The organism is Eisenibacter elegans DSM 3317, assembly GCF_000430505.1.
Classification (GTDB): Bacteria; Bacteroidota; Bacteroidia; order Cytophagales; family Microscillaceae; genus Eisenibacter; species Eisenibacter elegans.
The window spans coordinates 52,067-70,665 of record NZ_AUMD01000020.1; the positions used below are offsets into that span (position 1 = coordinate 52,067).

Below are 18,599 nucleotides of genomic sequence, written 5' to 3' on the forward strand. Positions count from 1 at the left end.
CTATTTCCCTTCCCAAACCAATTTTGATTGGTATAATTTCGACTAGGTACTACCACTTAAGCCATTCCAAGCCCTTGGAGTGGTTTTTTTATACTAACTTTGCACTACTACCTAATTATGTCAAGTATGAAAAGAGTTTATTTGGACAATGCCGCCACTACCCCAATGGCCGAGGAAGTACTCGAAGCGATGCTACCCTATATGCGGGAGCATTTTGGCAACCCCTCTTCTATACATACCCACGGGCGCGAAACCCGAGCCGCTATTGAGCGTGCCCGCAAGCAGATAGCCGCCCTGCTCAATACCTCACCCTCAGAGATTGTCTTTACTTCTGGAGGTACCGAAGCCGATAATTTCGCCCTCTGTGGCAGTATTGCGGCCAAAGGTATCCGCCATGTACTGACTTCCCCCCTTGAGCACCACGCCGTGCTCCATACCCTCGAACACCTCGCCAAGCAAGGGCGCATTGAGCTGAGCCTAGTGCCTGTGGATGCACAAGGGCAACTCGATGAGGATTACCTCGGTCAGTGGCTTGCTCAACACCCGGGCAGCTTGGTGTCGCTGATGCACGTCAACAACGAAATCGGTAACCTCTATGACTTACACCGCATTGGCAGTCTTTGTAGAGAATATGGCGCGCTTTTCCACTCTGACACTGTACAGAGTGTAGGGCATTTTGCTCACGACCTCCAAGCCCTGCCTATCGATTTTGTGGTAGGAGCTGCCCATAAGTTTCACGGCCCCAAGGGGGTAGGTTTTTTGTATATCAATGCCGAAACCAAAATCCCTCCCTTCATCCAAGGCGGCGCACAAGAACGCAATATGCGCGGTGGCACCGAAAACCTCTATGGGATTGTAGGAATGGCCAAAGCCCTCGAACTGGCTCACACCCAGATGGCGGACGAAGCAGCCCATTTGCGTCAGCTCAAGAGCCATATGATAGCGCGCCTGAAAGCTCAATTTGAGGATATTCGTTTCAACGGACTCAGTGGTGATCTAGAGCGCAGCACCCATACAGTACTCAATGTCAGCCTGCCGGCTTCGGATATTGGTGATATGTTGTTGTTCAACTTGGATATTCACAAAATCTCGGCTTCTGGTGGCAGCGCCTGCTCCAGCGGCTCCGAGATAGGCTCTCACGTATTGCGAGCTATCCAAGCCGAGCCTAGCCGCCCTAGTGTGCGCTTCTCTTTCAGCCGATATACTACCCTCGAAGAGGTAGACTATACCATTGATCGACTGGCGGAAATTTTGAGCACAGCGGCCTTGTCATAATAAGTAGGGCTGATGAATGGCCGCAGCTATCCCAAAACTGTGGCGCAAATCCTTAGCGATAGGCAATACACCTATCGCTAAGGAAATTTTTAGTGGCTGTAGTGCCTAGCTACCTACCACACCCGTATTTTGAGTCCGCCGTTAAAAATAAAGCCATCCGTAGGAGCCCATATCTCATTAAATTCGGGGCTTTGGCGAGTGCCGGTATAAATGCTTTCATAACGTGTTTGGCGGGTATCGGTAAAGTTTTCGGCATTCAAAAACAGGCTAAATTCCTTCCAGCGATACTCTATCGAGAGACCCATTACCCAATAATCGGGGCGTACTTGGTCGTTGCTCAATACCTGATGGCCTGTATAGAACAATTCGTAACCAATGCGCAACTTTTCTTCAAGCTCATACATCAGGGTCATATAGATGCGGTGGCGAGCCGTGAGCGGGTTGGGGCTGATGGTGTTGTCAAAGTGGCGTCGGGCATTGATCAGGGTATACCCCCCATAGAGCGAAAAGTCTTCATAACCTAGCTTTAGGTTGGTTTCTAAACCTTGGCTACTCAAAAATCCCTCGGCATTGACAAGGGCATAGTTGCCATTGGGCAGGGCTTCGGTGTTGAGCAACAAAGGGCTGTTGAGGCGTGTGTAGAAAGCTAGTTGATTGATAGAGAGTGAAATAGATTCCCATAGCAAAGTTTTGTAGTTGAGGTCTATATTGGCTCCAACCGATCTTTCGGGACGTAATAGCGCCAAGTTGGGAGCTTGGATGTTGCGAAAGGCTCTAGCTTCTACCTCCTCCGAGAAGACCGTAGGCGTTTTGTAGCCCATTCCGGCACCAAATCTGGCTGTCAGCGCAGGGCTCAGCCGGTACATCACCGAAAGGCGAGGCAATACAAAGAGCCTGTGGTGTTCGGAGAGGTCTGCCCGTAAGCCGCTTTCTACAGCCATTTTTGCGTTGACTTTGAAGCTGTTTTGTATGAAAACACCCCCAATCAGTAGCCTGTTGTCTAGCGGAAAGTCGGTGCTATCGGTCTGCACGAAGCGGTCAGTCCACCAGTTTGCCCCTACTATCCACTCAGAGCGCTCACGGTTGCGCAAGAGACTCAGCTCGCTAAAACTAGCCCACTGTTGCCCCTCGAAGAGGTGCGTAGGCCGCTTGATGCTGCGGTCAAAAAAGCTGACACTATTCTTGGCCGTGAGGGTATAGCCTTGGCCAAACCGATGGTCTAGCTGAAACTGTGAGGCCACCCGTCGGCTAAGGTTGCGCTCAAAAAACAAGTCTTGGTCGGCTGGTGCAGCGCGGATATAGCGCATATCTCCCCCTAGGCGGTCTTCGAAGCTAGTATTTAACCCTAGCGAAATAGTGGTTTGTTGGCTGGGATAATAAAAAAAGCGTGGGTTGAGCGTATAGCGGCTTTGCTGGGGGATATCCGAAAAACCGTTTTGTGCCGGATCATAGGCCGTATGGCTGTTGCGTGCAGCAAAGAGGGTAAGGCCTGTTTTGCCAAACTTCTGCCCATAGAAGGCGCTCAAGTCAAGCGCGCCGGCGTGGCTGATATTGCTCATCAAAGACAACTCCTTGCGCTCTGTAGGGGTTTTGGTTACAAAGTTGATCAGCCCGGCAATAGCACCCCCGCCATAGAGGGTAGACGAAGCCCCCTTGATGACTTCGACACGCTTGAGGTCGAGCGGTGGGATTTGTACAATACTCAAGCCCCCGGCAAAGCCCGAATACAGCGGCAGCCCGTCTTTGAGGAGCAAGGTATACTTGCCGTCCAACCCTTGGATGCGGATACTGGCATTGGCCGATGCCGCCGAGGTCTGCTGAGTTTGGATGCCCGTGCTTTCGGTCAGTAGCAGACGCACATTGGCAGGCTGCATATTGGACTTCTCATCTAGCTCGTGTGAAGAGATGGTCTCTATACGGGTGGGGCTGTCGTCGATACTGCGACTGCTGCGGGTTGCCGAAACTAGCACTTCTTCGAGGAGCTCGGTGTCGGGTTCGAGCGCCACTCGTGTAGGCTCGGCCTGAATGAGTGGGAAAGTGATGCTCAAGCGCTGTTCTTGATAACCTACATAGCGAATAATGATTGTGTACAGTCCCGATACCGGAGGCGCGGTAAGCCTCAAATCTCCTTGGGCATCGCTACGCCCAACAATACCTGTGCCGCTTATCTGGGCTGTAGCGCCAATGAGTACCTCATCGGTGGCAGCATCAACTATATACGCCTCAAAAGCTTGTTGGGAAAATAATATATGGTTGTTGAATAGTAAAAAAGTGAATAAAAACAATATCTGCTTCATAACATAACAATCTGGTGTGAACTGAAATACCGCCTCTCGGGGTGTTTTTAGTAAGTAGACGCTAGATTGTTTGAAAGGACGCAGGATTTTCTAGGAAAATTTATGCATATACGTTGTATGTGTAATGCTATTGCAATACAAAAAGAAGTAGGTGTGTGGCCTTTCCGGAAACTCCGCCGCTGCCTGTGTTGTATGTTTGGTATTAGGCCACGGATTCACGAATTGTGTTTGTTTCTGCCTGTGTCCTATGGTCTTTGGCGTTTCTTAACCAAAATCAATGGATGAGGGATAGGCATCTTGTAGTTTTGTCATCAGGATATCAAACATAAACCCTCAGGCCAATGATGACTTCATTTTCTACCGCTGCCCGTCTTTTGGGCTATGCTTTATCTTGTCTTTTTTTTCCTATGCTGTTGGAACGGGCTTGTTAGAGGGGCTTCAATGTAGTCCATTTTTTTGGTTTTTGATATCGTAACAATCAATTATCAGCGCCTTGACCTGCCTGCTCTAGTTTTCGGGTGTGTAGGTAGTCTTTCATAGCCCAAAAATACAACGGAAACCAAGACAGGGCTTGTAGGGTGGTGAGGGGCATTGTCCAGATTAGGGCTTGCCAGTTGCCTTCGCTGAGCAGTTGCCAAAAGACAAAAGCAGTTTTTGCCCGAGTGCCAAAGCCCAGCACCATAATCATACTCAGGGGTACATACAGCAAAAATACCATTGCAGCCCATTTGTGTACCCAAGGCCAAGGGCCTTCGCCCTGCACATCCTCTGTGTGAAAGCCCAAAAACAGCAGCGCTACCAGCCAGTATGCCCAACCAAAGGCGATATAACATAGCGTACTTAGGACAAAAATAACCAAGTAAAAGCTCAGCAGCGCCAAGCCAAAAAGCAACAACAGAAACTTTTCGATTAGATTGCCCCGAGTGCGTAATCCGTTGAATATGTCGAGAAAAAACGATGTTGCCAACATAGTATGGGAATTTTGGGAGTACACTGAGGTATATACGTTAAAATCAAGCCACTGGATATTTTCGAAACACAAATCGATGATACGTTGGTGATTGGCTTTCAGATAGAGATGGGTTAGTGTCCTGAGTGTGTGTTTGGGCTTCTTGAGCCAAAGTTTGAAATTTTGGACGATAAAGCGTACTTTCGTCTTTTTGGAGACTTACCTTTAGGGTTTTAGTAACACCTTTTGCCCTCCGTTGGGTGCTGTGTTTGCGCCCAATAGTGCTGTTTATCAACGATTTGTATGCTTATCAATGCCTTGCTCAAAATACTAGCCGGAGGGGTTGTCGGTTATGGCACCAATGCTTTGGCTATTCAGATGCTTTTTAAGGAGTATTTCAAAGTGCGCTTGCCCGACGGCAAAACGGCGGGCTTGGGCGGGGTGGTAATCAAGGAGCGGCAGCAGTTTGAAGACAAGGTATCAGCACTAGTAGAGGAGAAGGTCTTGAGTGCAGAGGCCCTGGCCGAGCGCTTGCGCAGCGAGGAGATGAGGCCTGTGCTGGAGGACATAATGCGGGTGCTTTTTGAAGAAGTATTACCGGCCAAATTGCCCCCTACACTGGCAGAAGTGCCGGGGTTTGCCCAAAGCTTGGAGCGCCTATGGGAACATCTAAGCCCTGTACTTGCTCAAAGCCTTGGTCGGGTATTGCATAAGGGCAGCAACACACTGCGCCTGTCCGATATTCTGTCAGAAGATACACAAGGGCACTTGTTGGAGCAATTACTCCAAACCATTGCCCAACAACTAAACCAACAGCCGAAGCCACTCGATGACTACCTCGCTGACTTACTAGAGCGCCTATTGGCACAACCTCTAGCACAGACCTTGCCCCAAGAGTGGAGCACACACCTAGCCCAACTCCTAAAGACAGAACTCGCCGGCTTGCCAGAGCTCTTGCGCCACCAGTATGAAGTGCCTCTGCGAGCATTTTTTGATACAGCTTGGGAGCAACTTTTGCCCCCCGAACAGCTCCAAAAAACTACCCAAAACCTTCTCAGCAATAGCTTTTATGAGCTGATGCCGGAAGCCAGCGCCGCCCAACTGCCAAGCCAACTCCAACAGTACTTGAGGCAACTACTCGAAGAAGAAAGTGGGCAACAGGTAGTAGGGCTGCTGCTCAAAATAGTGCTCGAACGCCTAGAGCGCGAAGAGATGAGTGTAGCCGAGCTATTGGCTCCTCAGTTCAAGATTTCTTTTGAGACCTTTTTGGCTACCCAACTACCAGCCTTGGTCAAGGCGGCCCTGCTCTGGGTACAGTCCAAAAAGCGCGATATCGACCTGATGGTCAACCAAGCCTTCGACAAAGAACTGAGCTGGGTAGGCCGTAGCCTCGTACGGGTGTTTGTGGGTGATGTAGCCCAAAAGGTAGGCCTAGACAAGCGTATCATCAAAGCGCTCGAAAAACTCGAAGAAGACCCCAAAGCGACTATCGAAAACCTAAGCGCGCAGATTATAGAATTGCTGACGCAGAAACGCATCAAAGACCTAGCAGCCAGCGCCCAAGATACCCTAGTGCCGACGCTTACGCCGGCGATTGTCCGGTTTTTGGCTCAAGGTATTGAAAGTGAGTCTTTTGCGCAACGCTTGGAGCAAATCTTGCGTACCCCCCTACACCGCTGGATTCCGGAGGCTTGGGTGCTTCGACAAATACAACACCGTCTCCCCGGGCTGCTCTACCACACCCTCACAGAGCGCTGGTTATTTACACCCAAGGCCGCAGCTTGGCTCACGCCCAAGCTACAAACAGCCTTGGAACAATGGTTCGCCCAACCGCCTAGTACGTGGCTGGGAGCTACGGCGCAGCCCAAAGAGTGGGCGATACAGTTGCGTACGCTGTTGCTAGACGCCCTCCAAACACAACAACAGACGTGGGCGCTCCAACTGTCCGAGGTACTCCAACCTCAGCTGGCAGAGCTTTCGCTAGGAAGCTTGATAGCCACAGACGGGGAGGAGTTTCAGGCGCAAAGCCTCCAATGGATGGAGGCGCTGCGCCAATGGCTCGAAACACAGACCTCACAAACCGACCTGCCCAAGATGGCACAACAAGGCCTGACTGCCGAACGCCTAGCGCCCGTCGCTGCTCAAACGCTCCAAGAGCGACTCTCACAAGCCTTGCCAGGGATTTTTGAGCGCTTTGAGCCTATCCGCAATTTAGTCTTTACGGAGCTGAACAAGCTGCCAGATTCGCGCCTGCTCGGTATGGTCAAGGATGCGCTGGGCAAAGAGCTGAAGCCCCTAAGCCTTTTTGGGGGCCTGCTGGGAATAGGCACAGGGGTGATACTGCTTAGCCTACCCGAAATGCAGACATGGGGCTGGGGAGTGTTGATTGCAGTGCTTGCTTATGGTATTACAGGATGGGGAACTAACTGGCTGGCAATCAAGATGTTGTTTAGACCATATAAAGCATGGTATTTGCTGCCTCGGTACAAACGTAGCCGCATTCCGTTTACACCGGGAGTAGTGCCGGCCAACCGCCCACGGTTTTCGGCCAGTATGGGCCGCTTTATCGGAGAGCGACTGCTGGATAAGGAAAACCTTACCCAACGCTTTAATAGCCAACGTGATACCCTTGCTCAAGGCCTGCAAAAAGGAATTGCTCAAGACGACTACCACGCACTCCAACAATTGCTCAATACGCATCGAAGCACGCTAGCCGCCCAAGGAGCCAATGCGCTGACCAAAAGCCTAAAGCAAGAGGCTGCACAATGGCTCAGAAAATTGCCAGAAACAGCCAAAAAGCGCCTGCAAAGCCCATTGCAGGAGTGGTATTCGCTCCAGCAACACAGCGCGCAGCTTTGCCAAACACTCCAACAGCCAACAATCACCAGCCGCTTACAAGAGGGGGCGGTACGACAATTGCAGCGCTACTGGCAAGAAACCACAACCATAGACCAGCGCCTGCCCACAACACTCCAACAACAACTCCAAGCCCAGCCCGCAGCGCGTATCCAACAACAGCTCGAAGGGCTCGGCACTGATTGGCTACACCCCCAATGGCTACCCGAACAGGTTGAGTGGGGGTTAGTAGCCGAAAAACTCCTCCAAACGCTCAACCAACCTATCGGGGGACTGATAGCCGCCGAAAAACACGAAATCGTAAAACAACAGACTTTTGAAATACTTAAAAAATGGCTGCAAAGTACTAAAACACAGCAGTATATAGAGCAACTGCTGGAGCGATGGCTCAATAATGAAGCCCATCCCGACCGTAAGTTGGGCGAGCTATTTGATGGAGCATTACTCAGAGGGGTTGACCGCAACATAGACCGCATCCTCGAATGGGCCAAACAGTGGAGCTTGGAGGTGATGCAGAGCCAGAAAAAATCTATCGCCACACGTGCCTACGAAGAGGCTTACGAAAACTCTAAAGCAGCCTATGGCTTCAAGTCGAGCATCGAAAAGGCCACCAATAACCTGATAGATATCCATCTGCCAGATTTTTTGGAACGTGAGAAAGCCAAACTGAAAGAAATTATCAAGCAAGAGGTACAGGTCATCGCCCAAAAACCCTTGGCCGAAGGCAATCTGCTAGCCCTGAACCCACAAGTAGTGCAGGGCAAAATTATCCGTTTTTTAGAAGATCCTTCCTTATTGACGCGGCTAGAGCAGCTTTGCCGGCTGCTGATAGAAGAGCGGATATTTACCCTCAACCCGGCGCAGCTACTCAAGCTAGATGTTGAGCTGATGGAGGGGCATTTGAAACAGCTCCTAACGCTGGAAATCAGTCGATTGCAAGCCCAAGTACAACAGCAAGTCGCAGCTCCAACAACCGCGCAGGCGCTAGCCCAACCGGCTGCCCAACTATTGACGCATTATCTGGAGCAACACTGGTACTCAAGATCCTTGGCGAGCCTGTTGCCCCTATCGGAGGCCGCCGCTGCCCAACTGACGCAAAACATCCTGACGCTAGCACTGCCCGAAAATACACCCCAACAAACGCCACTAATGGGTTTGATACAGCACTTGCTGGCCGGGCTAGAAGCCAAGCCGCTCAACCATTGGCTGTCTGATGAGGTATGGGAGCAGCGCCTGCAAACATTGACACAGACCCTGCTCGACCAGCCAGAGTTTAGCGCCGAGCTTCAAACACAGCTTCAAACCACAATCGAACAGCTGTTGGCCGAGCTGCTGCCCAATTTGGCTCCCCAAACCAAGGATTTTGTGTTAGAACTCTTGCTCCAAGCCGCCCTACAAACCCTGAGCCTACGCCTGATGTCTTTGATTAAGGCCTTAGAATTCAAGGAGGTTGTCGTTACACAAATCAGCCATATGGAGCCCCAAGCGCTCGAAGACCTCTTCGATGCCTTTGCGGGCAAGTATTTTGTGTACCTTATCAATTATGGCTTTGGCTTTGGCGCTATCTTTGGTCTTGCAATCGATGTGCTTTTGCTTTGGGTTCTGAGGCAGTATGTTCTGTGAAACTGAGAGATAGCTCACGCTGTATGGCTACACGCTTGGCACTCTCGACAAGGAGCCGTAGATGACAAAGACAGATACTATGAATCTTGGGTGTGCTTGGGCAATGTGTATGTCAGTATGGAAGCGTATGACCAAGCCATCGAAGCCTACAACCAAGTCATAGCCTGTAGTCCTGATGAAGCTTATGAGGCTTGGTATTATTTAGGACTCACATACTAGCGGCAAGAACAATATTCGCCAGCATTCAATGCTATAGGCAGTCGATTCGTTATAACCCTCAGGATGACCGTATTTGGACAGGTAGGGTATATCAGTGCTGTTATGAGAGAATACGACACCGCCAGGATTGGGCAAATGCCTAGTGGCCTGAAACAGGAGCTTATTCTCCTAGCTCATCCCTACTGATGATGCCAAAATAATCTTCTGAGTATACCAGTTCTCCGCTGGAGAGCTTTTGGCTGTAAGCAGTCACCCATTCCTTGAAGGAGTAAGCAATCAGGGAGCGCTCGGTGTCATCGTGCCACATTCTGATAATCTGCCCATAAACACCCTCTTCGGTAGGGTCGAGGTCGAGACAATAATGATTGCCGCTACCATCATACGTGATGGGTATCCAGAGGGGATTCCACCAGTCGTTTTTGATGCCCCTATCAGGATTGGAGATATGAGGCCCTTGACTGTCTTCAAAAGTTTTACTGTCGAGCAGCGACTTCCATACCAACCACTCATCAGCGATGCGCTCAAAAGAGAGCAACTCTTCGCAGTCTATCAGTCCGGCAGCCTCATCAGACTGCCCGTTATGGATTTTGTAAAAATCAATAAAATCGCGGGGTAGCTCTGCCTTGATAAGGGCTTGAAGACTAGCTACTTCTGTGTCTGTAACACCTTGATGCAAGGCCTTGAGTAGTTCGGGCGCTATTTTGGCCAAATTTGATTTGATAGATTCCCAGATGCTTTTCATCTTATGTGTGGTTTCTGTTTGGAGGGAAAACGATGTCAACACAATAGCAAGGCAAGCTGCCCTCTGCTATTTTATGGCCAAGATACACATTTCTATAAGATTTTTAGTGTAACACTGATATGTAGCCTAGCCTTGTAGGCTGGTGGGTTTTGTACCGAGATTCACTTGGTTTGAGGGTTTATTTGGTTCTCAAAGACTTTTAGCACCTACATTTCCCAAGCCGATTTTGGTTGGGTATACGACAAAAGCCTTATCTTTAACTGTTGAAGCATCTCATTCTACAAACCTAACTATTTAGGAGGTTCAAATACTTGATTATTAAATACTTGCAAGAGGATGGGTTTCATACCTAGGAATTTAGTCAAAACTCAACTGCTTGATAATTAGTTGCTTATAAAATAAGCTTATTTAAAGCCAAACTATATAACAAAAGTTAACCTATTGATAATAAGAGGCTTATAGCAAATCATACCACCTAAATAGTTAGCTACAAACCCAGTTTATATGCGGATATTATTGTTTACCGGTAAGGGAGGAGTAGGCAAAACCACCTTGGCGGCGGCTACGGCTTTGCGCTGCGCTGCCTTGGGCTACAAGACCCTCATCATCTCTACTGACCCGGCACACAGCCTCTCCGACTCACTCAATATAGCCCTAGGCCCCGAGCCCACCCCTGTGTTGCCTAAGCTCTTTGGCCAAGAGCTGGATGTATACTATTCTATGAAAAAGCATTGGGAGCAACTCCGGCAGATGCTCCTTGTCTTGTTTCGGTCGCAGGGGCTACAACATACCTTGGCCGAGGAGTTGTCGGCCTTGCCCGGAATGGAAGAGGCTTCGGCCTTCCTCTGGATAGAACAATATCACAGCCTAGAGGTTTTTGATGTGATTGTCATCGATAGCGCCCCCACAGGCGAAACCCTGACCTTGCTCAGCCTGCCACAGGTCAGCAAGTGGTGGACCACACAGATGTTTCCTTTTCAGAAGGCGGCTATCAAGGCTGTCGGTGGGGTGGTACGCGGCGTTACGGGCATCCCACTTGACAAGGGCTACGAAGAGCTCGATTCCCTCTTTGCCAAACTCGAAATAGTACAACAGATTTTTGCCCGCCCGGAGGTAACTTCCATGCGCTTGGTCATGAATCCCGAGCGGATGGTCATCCAAGAGGCCAAACGTGCTTACACCTATCTCCAACTACACGGCTACGCCGTCGATGCGGCCTTTGTCAACCGGATTCTCCCGCCCGATGCCGCCTACGGGGCTTTTTTTGACCAATACCTAGAGCAACAAGAGGGCTACCTAAAGCAGATAGCTGAAGACTTTGCGCCCTTGCCCTTGTTCAAAAGCTATCACCAAGGGCAAGAGGTGTTTGGCCTCGACACCCTCACCCAAATGGCCGATATGCTCTACCAAGGCCAAGATCCTACCAAGGTTTTTCACCAAGAGCAGCCTATGCACATTGCGCCCGAGGGCAAAGGCTATCTGCTGAGGCTCAAAATTCCTTTTCTTGACCCCCAAACGCCTATCAGCCTCCAAGCCAAGGGCAACGAGCTGACGATACACCTAGGCAGCCGTCGCCGCCACCTTTTCTTGCCGCAGTTTTTGGCCTATTACCAACTCCAAAACCACCGATTAAGCCCTGAAGGCTTGTTGGTTTATTTTGAGCCACGCGCAGAGGAGGCCTGAAGTACTAGGCACTAAGCCAACATCGGCTACGCTACCTCTTGCGGTGGTTTGTTTTGTGGGCATACATGTTGGTAGAAGTAAGCCTTGTAGGCTTGTTGGTGGGCGTGGTGCTTCCAGCGTTTGTGTGTCCAGTACCAAGTATCGGGGTAGTGTAAGATTTGTTGTTCGAGGGCGCGTGTATGCGCTTCGGTAATATAGCCGGTGGGCACTTGAGCAGAATGAGCACAGGCTACCTCCATCCTAATCTCGTAGCGTCCTCTGCCCACACGGCGTGCATAACCAAAGACGACAGGTTGGTCAAATTTGCGTGCAATTTTCTCCACACCCCAGTATACCGCTGTTTCTTGTCCTAAAAAGGGCATCCAGTATACCTTTTCGGGGTGGGGCATTTGGTCGGCAGAAAAAATCATCGCAGTGCAGCGTTGCTCCTGCTTGTGCTTAACTAGTGTCCGCAAGACCTCATCTATCGGAACCATCTGCGAGCCGAAGCGCTCCCGCGAGCGGCGCAGCCAAGCGTCGAGGTAGGGATTGCGAAAGGGCGCATAAGTAAGATAGAGCGGATGTTTGACCGAAAGGCTCATCGCGGCACCGGCCCATTCGGTGTTGCCATAATGCCCGGTAACGATGATGATAGACTGCCCATTATCAAAGAAACCATCGGGTACTTCGGGTGTGAGTACTTGGCAACGCTCTAGGATTTGGGCAGGACTCATCCCGTGCATCTTGAGGCTTTCGAGCAGCATATCGATGAAGTATGCATAAAACCGCCGCTCGATACCACGTCGTTCGGCAACGGTTTTTTGGGGGAATACCCGAGCGAGATTTTGGCGGACTACCTTGCGGCGATAGCCCAAGAGCCGATATACCAAGACGAAGAGCAAGTCGGAGAGGGCGTAGATAAGCCACAGCGGCAGAGCCGCCATTAGGTACAAAAAAGGCAGTAAAGCCCAGTAAGTCAGTCGATGTAGCAACATACCTTGTCAAAAATAAAGTACGAAAAAACCCAAAGCGGCGCCCCAAAGGTACACAAAAAAATACTCGGCAGGTGTTTGTGTTGTCCTGTCGAGTATAGTGGTGTGGTACAAAGCCCGATAATTATACCGTAGTCTGTTGTATTTGTGATACGGCCTTGCTAGTCAAGAAAAAAAAGCGGTGGTTAAATAAAGTCCGTAGGCAGTCTACATCTTCGTGTGCGTAGTAAGCCACGAGGCTGTCTACTTTGGGAGGATCTAGGCCGAGGTGTTCACCTATCTTATATACATTAATGCCTTTGAGCAGCCAACCGCTGTTGGGACCTGCCTCAGCGGTGTTGCGGGGTACGTGAAAGCGCACCGAAGTAGGAGCATCGGCGCGTACATGGGTAGCGGCATCGTAGAGTGCTTTGAGGAATTGTAGGCCAAGGTCTTGCATTGTGCAACGCTGTTTAATTCTGATTTTTTCAGTGTATTTTTAAGTTGATAACGTAAATGCAGTAAAAGTGTTGGTCTTTTTCGATAAACAGTACATCTGTAAGGGTCAAATCGAGGATTTCTAATCAAAAGTAGTTCGGAGCTTCAGCTCCGAACTTAAGCTGAGACCTCACTAGGGTCAAAATAAGATTTAGCCCACTGTTTTAACTGTGGGGTTTAAAAAATGTTCAGTGGCGTCCGCAAGCCTGTTATTTATAACATCAGTTAAATACTAGCGACTTGGCTGAGGCAGCAAGGTCTCCGGCTTATATTCAGAGAAGCCCTCTGATAGCCCTGTAGCCAAAGGGATTTTAGTTTATCCTGATGAACCAAGGCTGTGGTAGATTTATCTGTTATGCCCTTGTGATAGTACAATTGGATAATCTGATTGTTTAACAAAAATAATGTATTTCGATTTTTTGACAACAAAACTAGTGCTAGGTTTGTATTTAAATAACTAGTAATTATTTTTATGTTTACAATTTTTAACCAAACCGTCAAATTTATCTATGAACAAACAACTATACCAGATTGAGTTTCCTGAAGCCGATGCGAGCCTTGAGCAAGATGAAGAGTGGTTTTACTTACAAACGGATGGTGGCCAGCGCCGCATCCGTTTTCACGATTATGATCAGATTTATGATATACCCGGACTTTATGAGCAGCTTTTCCACGGCAGGCTCAAGTGCCAATCACCAGAGGTTTTGACCAGTATGTTGGCCGAAACTTTGATAAAACATCAGGCAAGACCATATGAACTTCGGATTTTAGATTTTGGTGCTGGCAACGGACTGGTGGGTAAGGCACTCAAAGAAAGGCTCAACCCCGAACTCCTAGTAGGGGTGGATATTTTGCCGGAGGCCAAAGCAGCTCAAATGCGGGAGCGCCCAGAAGTGTATCATGATTATCAGGTATGTAATCTTGCCAGTCCATCGATGGAGTTGGAGAGATTGTTACAAGACTATAAATTCAATGCCCTCGTAACTGTAGCAGCGTTGGGCTTTGATGATATCCCCCCAGAAGCCCTTATCAATGCGTTTAACTTGGTTTCTGATGGAGGCTGGTTTGCCTTCAATATCCGAGATAAATTCTTACAAACTGACGATAATAGCGGCTATCGAGAGGCTATCTCTTGGTTGAGTGATGAGGCTTTTGAGGTATACCACCAACACCGCTATGTTCATCGGTATGATATGTTGGGTAAGCCACTTCATTATATTGCTTTTGTAGGGAGGAAAAACAGTAACATTAAGGTACAGCGCCTCTGACGATTCCTCCAGCCCACTGTCTTAGTGCTTTACTCTGAAGGATTTTTCAGTGTGTAGGTTTCCCAAAAACCAGCGGAAACTAAGAGGCACCGAACCTGTGATGGTGATGCCCTGGCTGCGTAAGTCGGCGCAGAGTTGGTCTATCTGATCGGTGAGCAGAGCCAGGCCTATCAGCCCCCGGTGGCCTTGGGGCTGTCTTCTCTTAGTGTTGCTATGCGGTAGGTGTCTCTTATTTTAAATATGACGGAGTCTTCGTCAGGGTTCTGAAAGTAGAACTGATAGTCAGGGTTGATACTTTGGGTGTCGAAAGACAGTTTTGTAACCATTTAGGTGGTATCATTTGTATTAAATATCTTATTATCAATTAGTTATCTTTTGTTATGTAGTTCGGCTTTAAAGGGGAAAGGGGTTACCATTTGTTATTTCTGAAAAATATTTCAAAATAACATCAATTCATCTTAAATTGGATTTGCTCAATACGCTTATGCATCAGCCAAAACCAAAGAGGAGGGACAAAGGCCAGCAGCATCATTCCGGGGTAGCCTGTCGGCATTTGAGGGCTATGGTCAAAGTGGCGTAAGAGCTGGTACTTGCGGCTGGCAATATAGTGATGGTCAGAGTGGCGCGATAGTTCGAGCAGTAGCAGCCTCCCAACGGGGTGGTTGGAGTTCCAAGAGTGGACGGGCAGCGGCCGCTCGTAGCGTGCGCCTTTGCGGCTGCGTCGTAGGCCATAGTGTTCTATGTAGTTGACGGTTTCGAGCAATAGGAATCCCATCGTTGCGGCCATCACAAAGCAAGCCAGCGGCCACAGACCAAACAGTAGGCCAATCCCTAACAACAAACCGACTTGATATGCCTGAAAGCGCAGCATTTCGTTGTGCCAGCTAAAGCGTGAGAGGCCGGCCTTTTGGAGTCGTTCTGCTTCGAGCCGCCAGGCCGATAGCCAGCTACCCCACACCGAACGCAAATAAAAAGCATAGACCGTTTCCCCACGGCGGGCAGAGGCGGGGTCTTCGTCAGTAGCTACATGGCGGTGGTGGCCTCGGTTGTGCTCTATAAAGAAGTGCATATATAAGCTGCTCAGCAACAGCATTTTGCTCATCCATTGCTCGTAGCGCGTATGCCGGTGGCCTAGCTCGTGGGCAGCGTTGATACCCAGCACTCCACACGAAAGGCCAAAAGCCGTAATCCAGCCCCCATACACATAGCCCGGCAGCCCCTCTTGTTGTACCCGCACCAAAAACAAGCCCAACAATATGTACTGTATCGGCAGCAGACTGTAGAGGATATAATCGTATACAGGATTTTTCTTGGCAGCCTCTTCTTCCTCAGGGCTGAGGTTTTGAGTAGAGGGGCGCATCAATAATTCTAATAGCGGGATAATGCCAAAAATCAGCACCATAGCGCTGTAAGTCCAATAGCCTTGCGCCAACAACGAAAAAGCCACAATGCTTGGCGTAACATATACGCCCAAATACTTGAGTGCGTGTAAGGTCATAGTCATAAGAGCTTAGTGTTCGGAAGCAAGCTACACAAGTTTTTGTACAATCTATGGACGGTAGCGTACAAGTTTGCGCTGCCTGTGGCTATGTTGCCGAAGGGGCATTTATCCATTCCCTCCGGTTAGGCCACGCACCATCACCTGTATCTCCCCCAAATACTCTAGAAGCCATTCTTGGCAAAGATTTTCGGGGGTGATGCGAAGGTAAAAATTTTCGACTGTCAGGTTGAGCATCATCCGAGCGAGGGCGGGTCTTTCGGCCAAGCCCAAGGCCTGAGCCCAGACGGCCAGAAAACCCTCCTCGATAGGCTCGTGTGCCGTTTGGAAACACCGCCTGAAGGCCTCCACTGAGCGATGCACGCGCAGTTGTCGGTTGAAGAGGATGTCCGTCCGCGCTCTGAGGAGCATCTCCACCACATCCGGCACCATCCGCTGACAGGCCGCCGCCTCTATCGCTATCCGCCGGGCTTGCACCAAGTGGTAGTCCAGTAGCGCTTCCAAGAACACTTCTGTATCTACAAAATGGTGATAAAACGAAGACTTACTCTTGGCTGCCAACTTGGCTAGGCGCTCTACCTTCAGCCCCGCAGGGCCTTCGGCGGCAAAGCACTGATAAGCAGCCTGTAGCCAGACAAGCTGGGAGTCGGGTGGGGGAGTAGTGGGAGACATTGGCAGTAGACTTTGACATCACAAGATAACAAACAACAGCCTTGAGACAAAGGTTTATACGAATTGACTTCTGTCAGTACGTATTCATTTACCCAAGGAACAGGTATTTATTCTGCAAGCAAAGCAGCGCTCACCGCGTATAGCAAAACTGTCGCAGTTGAGTTGGCCGGCAGAAAAATCAAGGTCAATACCGTCAAACGAGGGCAAGAAGCAGGGGTTTTACTACCAAGCATTCGGCTATATCACTAGCGAGGTTTATTTTTAATGCATCAAATGGTTTGCGTGTTACAGTCAAGTTTGATACTGACCAAAAAATGGTGGATGACATCATCCACGTGTGCCTAGCTGCGCTCAAAACCCAATAGATTTGTTTCCTTTTTTGGCCACGAATGCAGATTGGCGGCCTTATTTCAAACCCTTGGGGTTCTTTTTTTGTTTTACTTGTTATAACATCAAATTACTCAAACCCAAACCCCATCACAATGAAACAATACCTTACGCTGTTCGTCTGTGTGTTTTTGATGGCCTGCGGCAGCTCTAAGCCTCTTACTCAGAGCCCGATAGATGCCATCGAAGGCCGTCTTTGCTGCGCTATGGCCAACCAGACTGCCTTTGCCGCTTTTGTGGATGATGCTGATTTTGTAGCACAACATCTTGACCCTGAGCCGCTTGTTTTTATAAGTCAAGCCGGTGGCGAAGATATCCGATTTGCCACGCCCGACGGACAAGAAGCCGGCGCTTTCCAAATCAAAGCCAAGGAAGAAACAGATTATTACTTGTTGGTTTTCCACGAATGGTGGGGGCTCAACGAACACATCCGCCAAGAGGCTGAGAAGTACTACCAAGCCCTAGGGGGTAAGGTCAATGTTTTGGCCATTGATATGTATGACGGCCTCATCGCCACCAATGCCCAAGATGCAGGCAGTTATATGCAAAATGCCAAGCCCGAGCGCCTGCAAGCCATCATTCAGGGAGCGCTGGGATTGGCCGGCAGCAAAGCCCGCATTGCTACTGTAGGTTGGTGCTTTGGCGGAGGGCTTTCGCTCAATGCTTCACTCGCCGCACAAGCCCAAAGCGTGGCCTGCATCATTTATTACGGGATGCCTATTAGCGACCAGACCCAGCTGGCGCCGCTCAAAGGCGAGGTGCTCGGGATTTTTGCCAAAAAAGACGGTTGGATTACCCAAAAAGTAGTAACCGAGTTTGAGCAAAGTCTCAAAGCCCTCAAAAAACCCGCCAACATATATATGTATGATGCCGACCATGCTTTTGCTAACCCCAGCAACCCCAAGTACAAGAAAGACGACGCTGATGATGCTTTCAACAAGAGCATCGCCCTGCTCAAGAAATTTGTAAAATAAGGTATTTGCTACGAAGCCTTTGCCTGCTGTACGAAGGCTTCGTTAAGCCCAAATCTCGTTTTTGTCGGTGAGGATGATGGGCTGCCCATCCGTAACGACGATGGTATGCTCGTGTTGAGCCATATAGCCACCCTTGTTGCCGACCATCGTCCAGCCGTCGTTGAGCACTACGGCATAGTTGGAGTCGGTAGCGATGAAGGTTTCGATGGCCACCACTGCGTTTTTCTTAAATTGCTGGCGGTTGCGGCGGTCTTGACCAAGGACAAACGACGCGCCGTTGTCAGACCAGAAGCCATTGAGCTCAGCAGACACATCGATATTGATAAGGTCGCCTTCTTGGAGTACCCGACGCGCCGAGGGGATGCCGTGGCAAAACTCCTGCCCAACGCTGATACAAGTCCAACCCGGAAACTGATAAGTCTTGAATGGTGCCGAATGAGCGCCGAAATCCTTCAAAATCCCCGCACCAAAATCGTCTAGTTGCTTGGTACTCATTCCCGGGCGGGCGTAGTTTTTCATCTCTTTTAGGGTGTAAGCCACTACATCGCTTACGGCCTTCATCCCGACTAACTCGGACTCTTTGTTGATAGACATAAATGCTGGGTTATGTGTTTTTGTAGAATATATCGCAGTTTTTCATAAGATACTCAACATCACGCTATTCTGCAAGCCTATGCATCGGGGGGAGTAGTTTGTTTATTTTAGCTT

At 49.5% G+C, this 18,599-nt stretch carries 16 protein-coding genes; 7 read left to right on the top strand and 9 right to left on the bottom strand.

Annotation, left to right across the window (positions count from 1 at the left end; translation table 11 throughout):
• Positions 1 to 126 precede the first annotated feature (126 nt).
• A complete protein-coding gene (locus G499_RS0107885) occupies positions 127 to 1,275 on the top strand; it encodes a cysteine desulfurase family protein (protein ID WP_026999497.1) in 1,149 nt (382 codons plus the stop codon).
• Between the two features lie 113 nt (positions 1,276 to 1,388).
• Here the strand turns inward: G499_RS0107885 and G499_RS0107890 are convergent, their stop codons facing one another.
• Together G499_RS0107890 and G499_RS0107895 are read right to left on the bottom strand one after the other, a co-directional pair.
• Entirely contained in the window at positions 1,389 to 3,572 is a 2,184-nt protein-coding gene (locus G499_RS0107890; protein ID WP_026999498.1) for a TonB-dependent receptor, read from the bottom strand.
• Between the two features lie 478 nt (positions 3,573 to 4,050).
• A complete protein-coding gene (locus tag G499_RS0107895) occupies positions 4,051 to 4,542 on the bottom strand; it encodes a hypothetical protein (protein ID WP_026999499.1) in 492 nt (163 codons plus the stop codon).
• A gap of 282 nt (positions 4,543 to 4,824) precedes the next feature.
• Between G499_RS0107895 and G499_RS0107900 the strand changes: the two genes are divergently transcribed.
• Both G499_RS0107900 and G499_RS21460 read left to right on the top strand, forming a co-directional pair.
• Positions 4,825 to 9,000, top strand: a complete 4,176-nt coding sequence (locus G499_RS0107900; RefSeq protein ID WP_026999500.1) for a DUF445 family protein — start codon at positions 4,825 to 4,827, stop codon at positions 8,998 to 9,000.
• A 90-nt stretch (positions 9,001 to 9,090) separates the two neighbouring features.
• Positions 9,091 to 9,219: a tetratricopeptide repeat protein gene (locus tag G499_RS21460; RefSeq protein ID WP_281171864.1), complete on the top strand. Its 129-nt coding sequence runs from the start codon at positions 9,091 to 9,093 to the stop codon at positions 9,217 to 9,219.
• A 160-nt stretch (positions 9,220 to 9,379) separates the two neighbouring features.
• Here the strand turns inward: G499_RS21460 and G499_RS0107910 are convergent, their stop codons facing one another.
• Positions 9,380 to 9,961, bottom strand: a complete 582-nt coding sequence (locus G499_RS0107910; protein ID WP_026999501.1) for an SMI1/KNR4 family protein — start codon at positions 9,959 to 9,961, stop codon at positions 9,380 to 9,382.
• A gap of 504 nt (positions 9,962 to 10,465) precedes the next feature.
• Between G499_RS0107910 and G499_RS0107915 the strand changes: the two genes are divergently transcribed.
• Positions 10,466 to 11,644 carry an ArsA family ATPase gene (locus G499_RS0107915; RefSeq protein WP_026999502.1) on the top strand — a complete coding sequence of 393 codons (1,179 nt, stop codon included), beginning with the start codon at positions 10,466 to 10,468 and terminating at the stop codon, positions 11,642 to 11,644.
• Between the two features lie 26 nt (positions 11,645 to 11,670).
• Here G499_RS0107915 and G499_RS19155 read toward each other — a convergent pair whose 3' ends face one another.
• Together G499_RS19155 and G499_RS0107925 are read right to left on the bottom strand one after the other, a co-directional pair.
• Positions 11,671 to 12,618, bottom strand: coding sequence for a lysophospholipid acyltransferase family protein (locus G499_RS19155; RefSeq protein ID WP_051296069.1), 948 nt, complete (start codon positions 12,616 to 12,618; stop codon positions 11,671 to 11,673).
• Between the two features lie 121 nt (positions 12,619 to 12,739).
• A complete protein-coding gene (locus tag G499_RS0107925) occupies positions 12,740 to 13,054 on the bottom strand; it encodes a hypothetical protein (RefSeq protein WP_026999503.1) in 315 nt (104 codons plus the stop codon).
• Between the two features lie 547 nt (positions 13,055 to 13,601).
• On the opposite strand from G499_RS0107925, the gene G499_RS0107930 reads away from it, so the two are divergent.
• Entirely contained in the window at positions 13,602 to 14,360 is a 759-nt protein-coding gene (locus G499_RS0107930) for a class I SAM-dependent DNA methyltransferase (protein ID WP_026999504.1), read from the top strand.
• A gap of 170 nt (positions 14,361 to 14,530) precedes the next feature.
• On the opposite strand, the gene G499_RS21750 is transcribed toward G499_RS0107930, so the two are convergent.
• From G499_RS21750 to G499_RS0107940, 3 genes are all read right to left on the bottom strand, one after another.
• Positions 14,531 to 14,686: a hypothetical protein gene (locus tag G499_RS21750; protein WP_154658365.1), complete on the bottom strand. Its 156-nt coding sequence runs from the start codon at positions 14,684 to 14,686 to the stop codon at positions 14,531 to 14,533.
• A 122-nt stretch (positions 14,687 to 14,808) separates the two neighbouring features.
• Positions 14,809 to 15,864, bottom strand: a complete 1,056-nt coding sequence (locus tag G499_RS0107935; protein ID WP_051296070.1) for an alkane 1-monooxygenase — start codon at positions 15,862 to 15,864, stop codon at positions 14,809 to 14,811.
• Positions 15,865 to 15,966: 102 nt separating this feature from the next.
• Positions 15,967 to 16,530 carry a TetR/AcrR family transcriptional regulator gene (locus G499_RS0107940; protein ID WP_035726927.1) on the bottom strand — a complete coding sequence of 188 codons (564 nt, stop codon included), beginning with the start codon at positions 16,528 to 16,530 and terminating at the stop codon, positions 15,967 to 15,969.
• 63 nt (positions 16,531 to 16,593) lie between these two features.
• On the opposite strand from G499_RS0107940, the gene G499_RS21465 reads away from it, so the two are divergent.
• On the top strand, positions 16,594 to 16,779 hold the full coding sequence (locus G499_RS21465; RefSeq protein ID WP_081413698.1) for an SDR family oxidoreductase: 186 nt from the start codon (positions 16,594 to 16,596) through the stop codon (positions 16,777 to 16,779).
• A 233-nt stretch (positions 16,780 to 17,012) separates the two neighbouring features.
• Positions 17,013 to 17,891 (top strand): dienelactone hydrolase family protein, encoded by an 879-nt coding sequence (locus G499_RS0107945; protein WP_026999507.1) that lies wholly within the window; start codon positions 17,013 to 17,015, stop codon positions 17,889 to 17,891.
• 42 nt (positions 17,892 to 17,933) lie between these two features.
• Here G499_RS0107945 and G499_RS0107950 read toward each other — a convergent pair whose 3' ends face one another.
• The gene (locus tag G499_RS0107950) at positions 17,934 to 18,485 is read right to left on the bottom strand and encodes a M24 family metallopeptidase (protein WP_026999508.1); all 552 of its coding nucleotides are present in this window, start codon (positions 18,483 to 18,485) and stop codon (positions 17,934 to 17,936) included.
• Positions 18,486 to 18,599 lie beyond the last annotated feature (114 nt).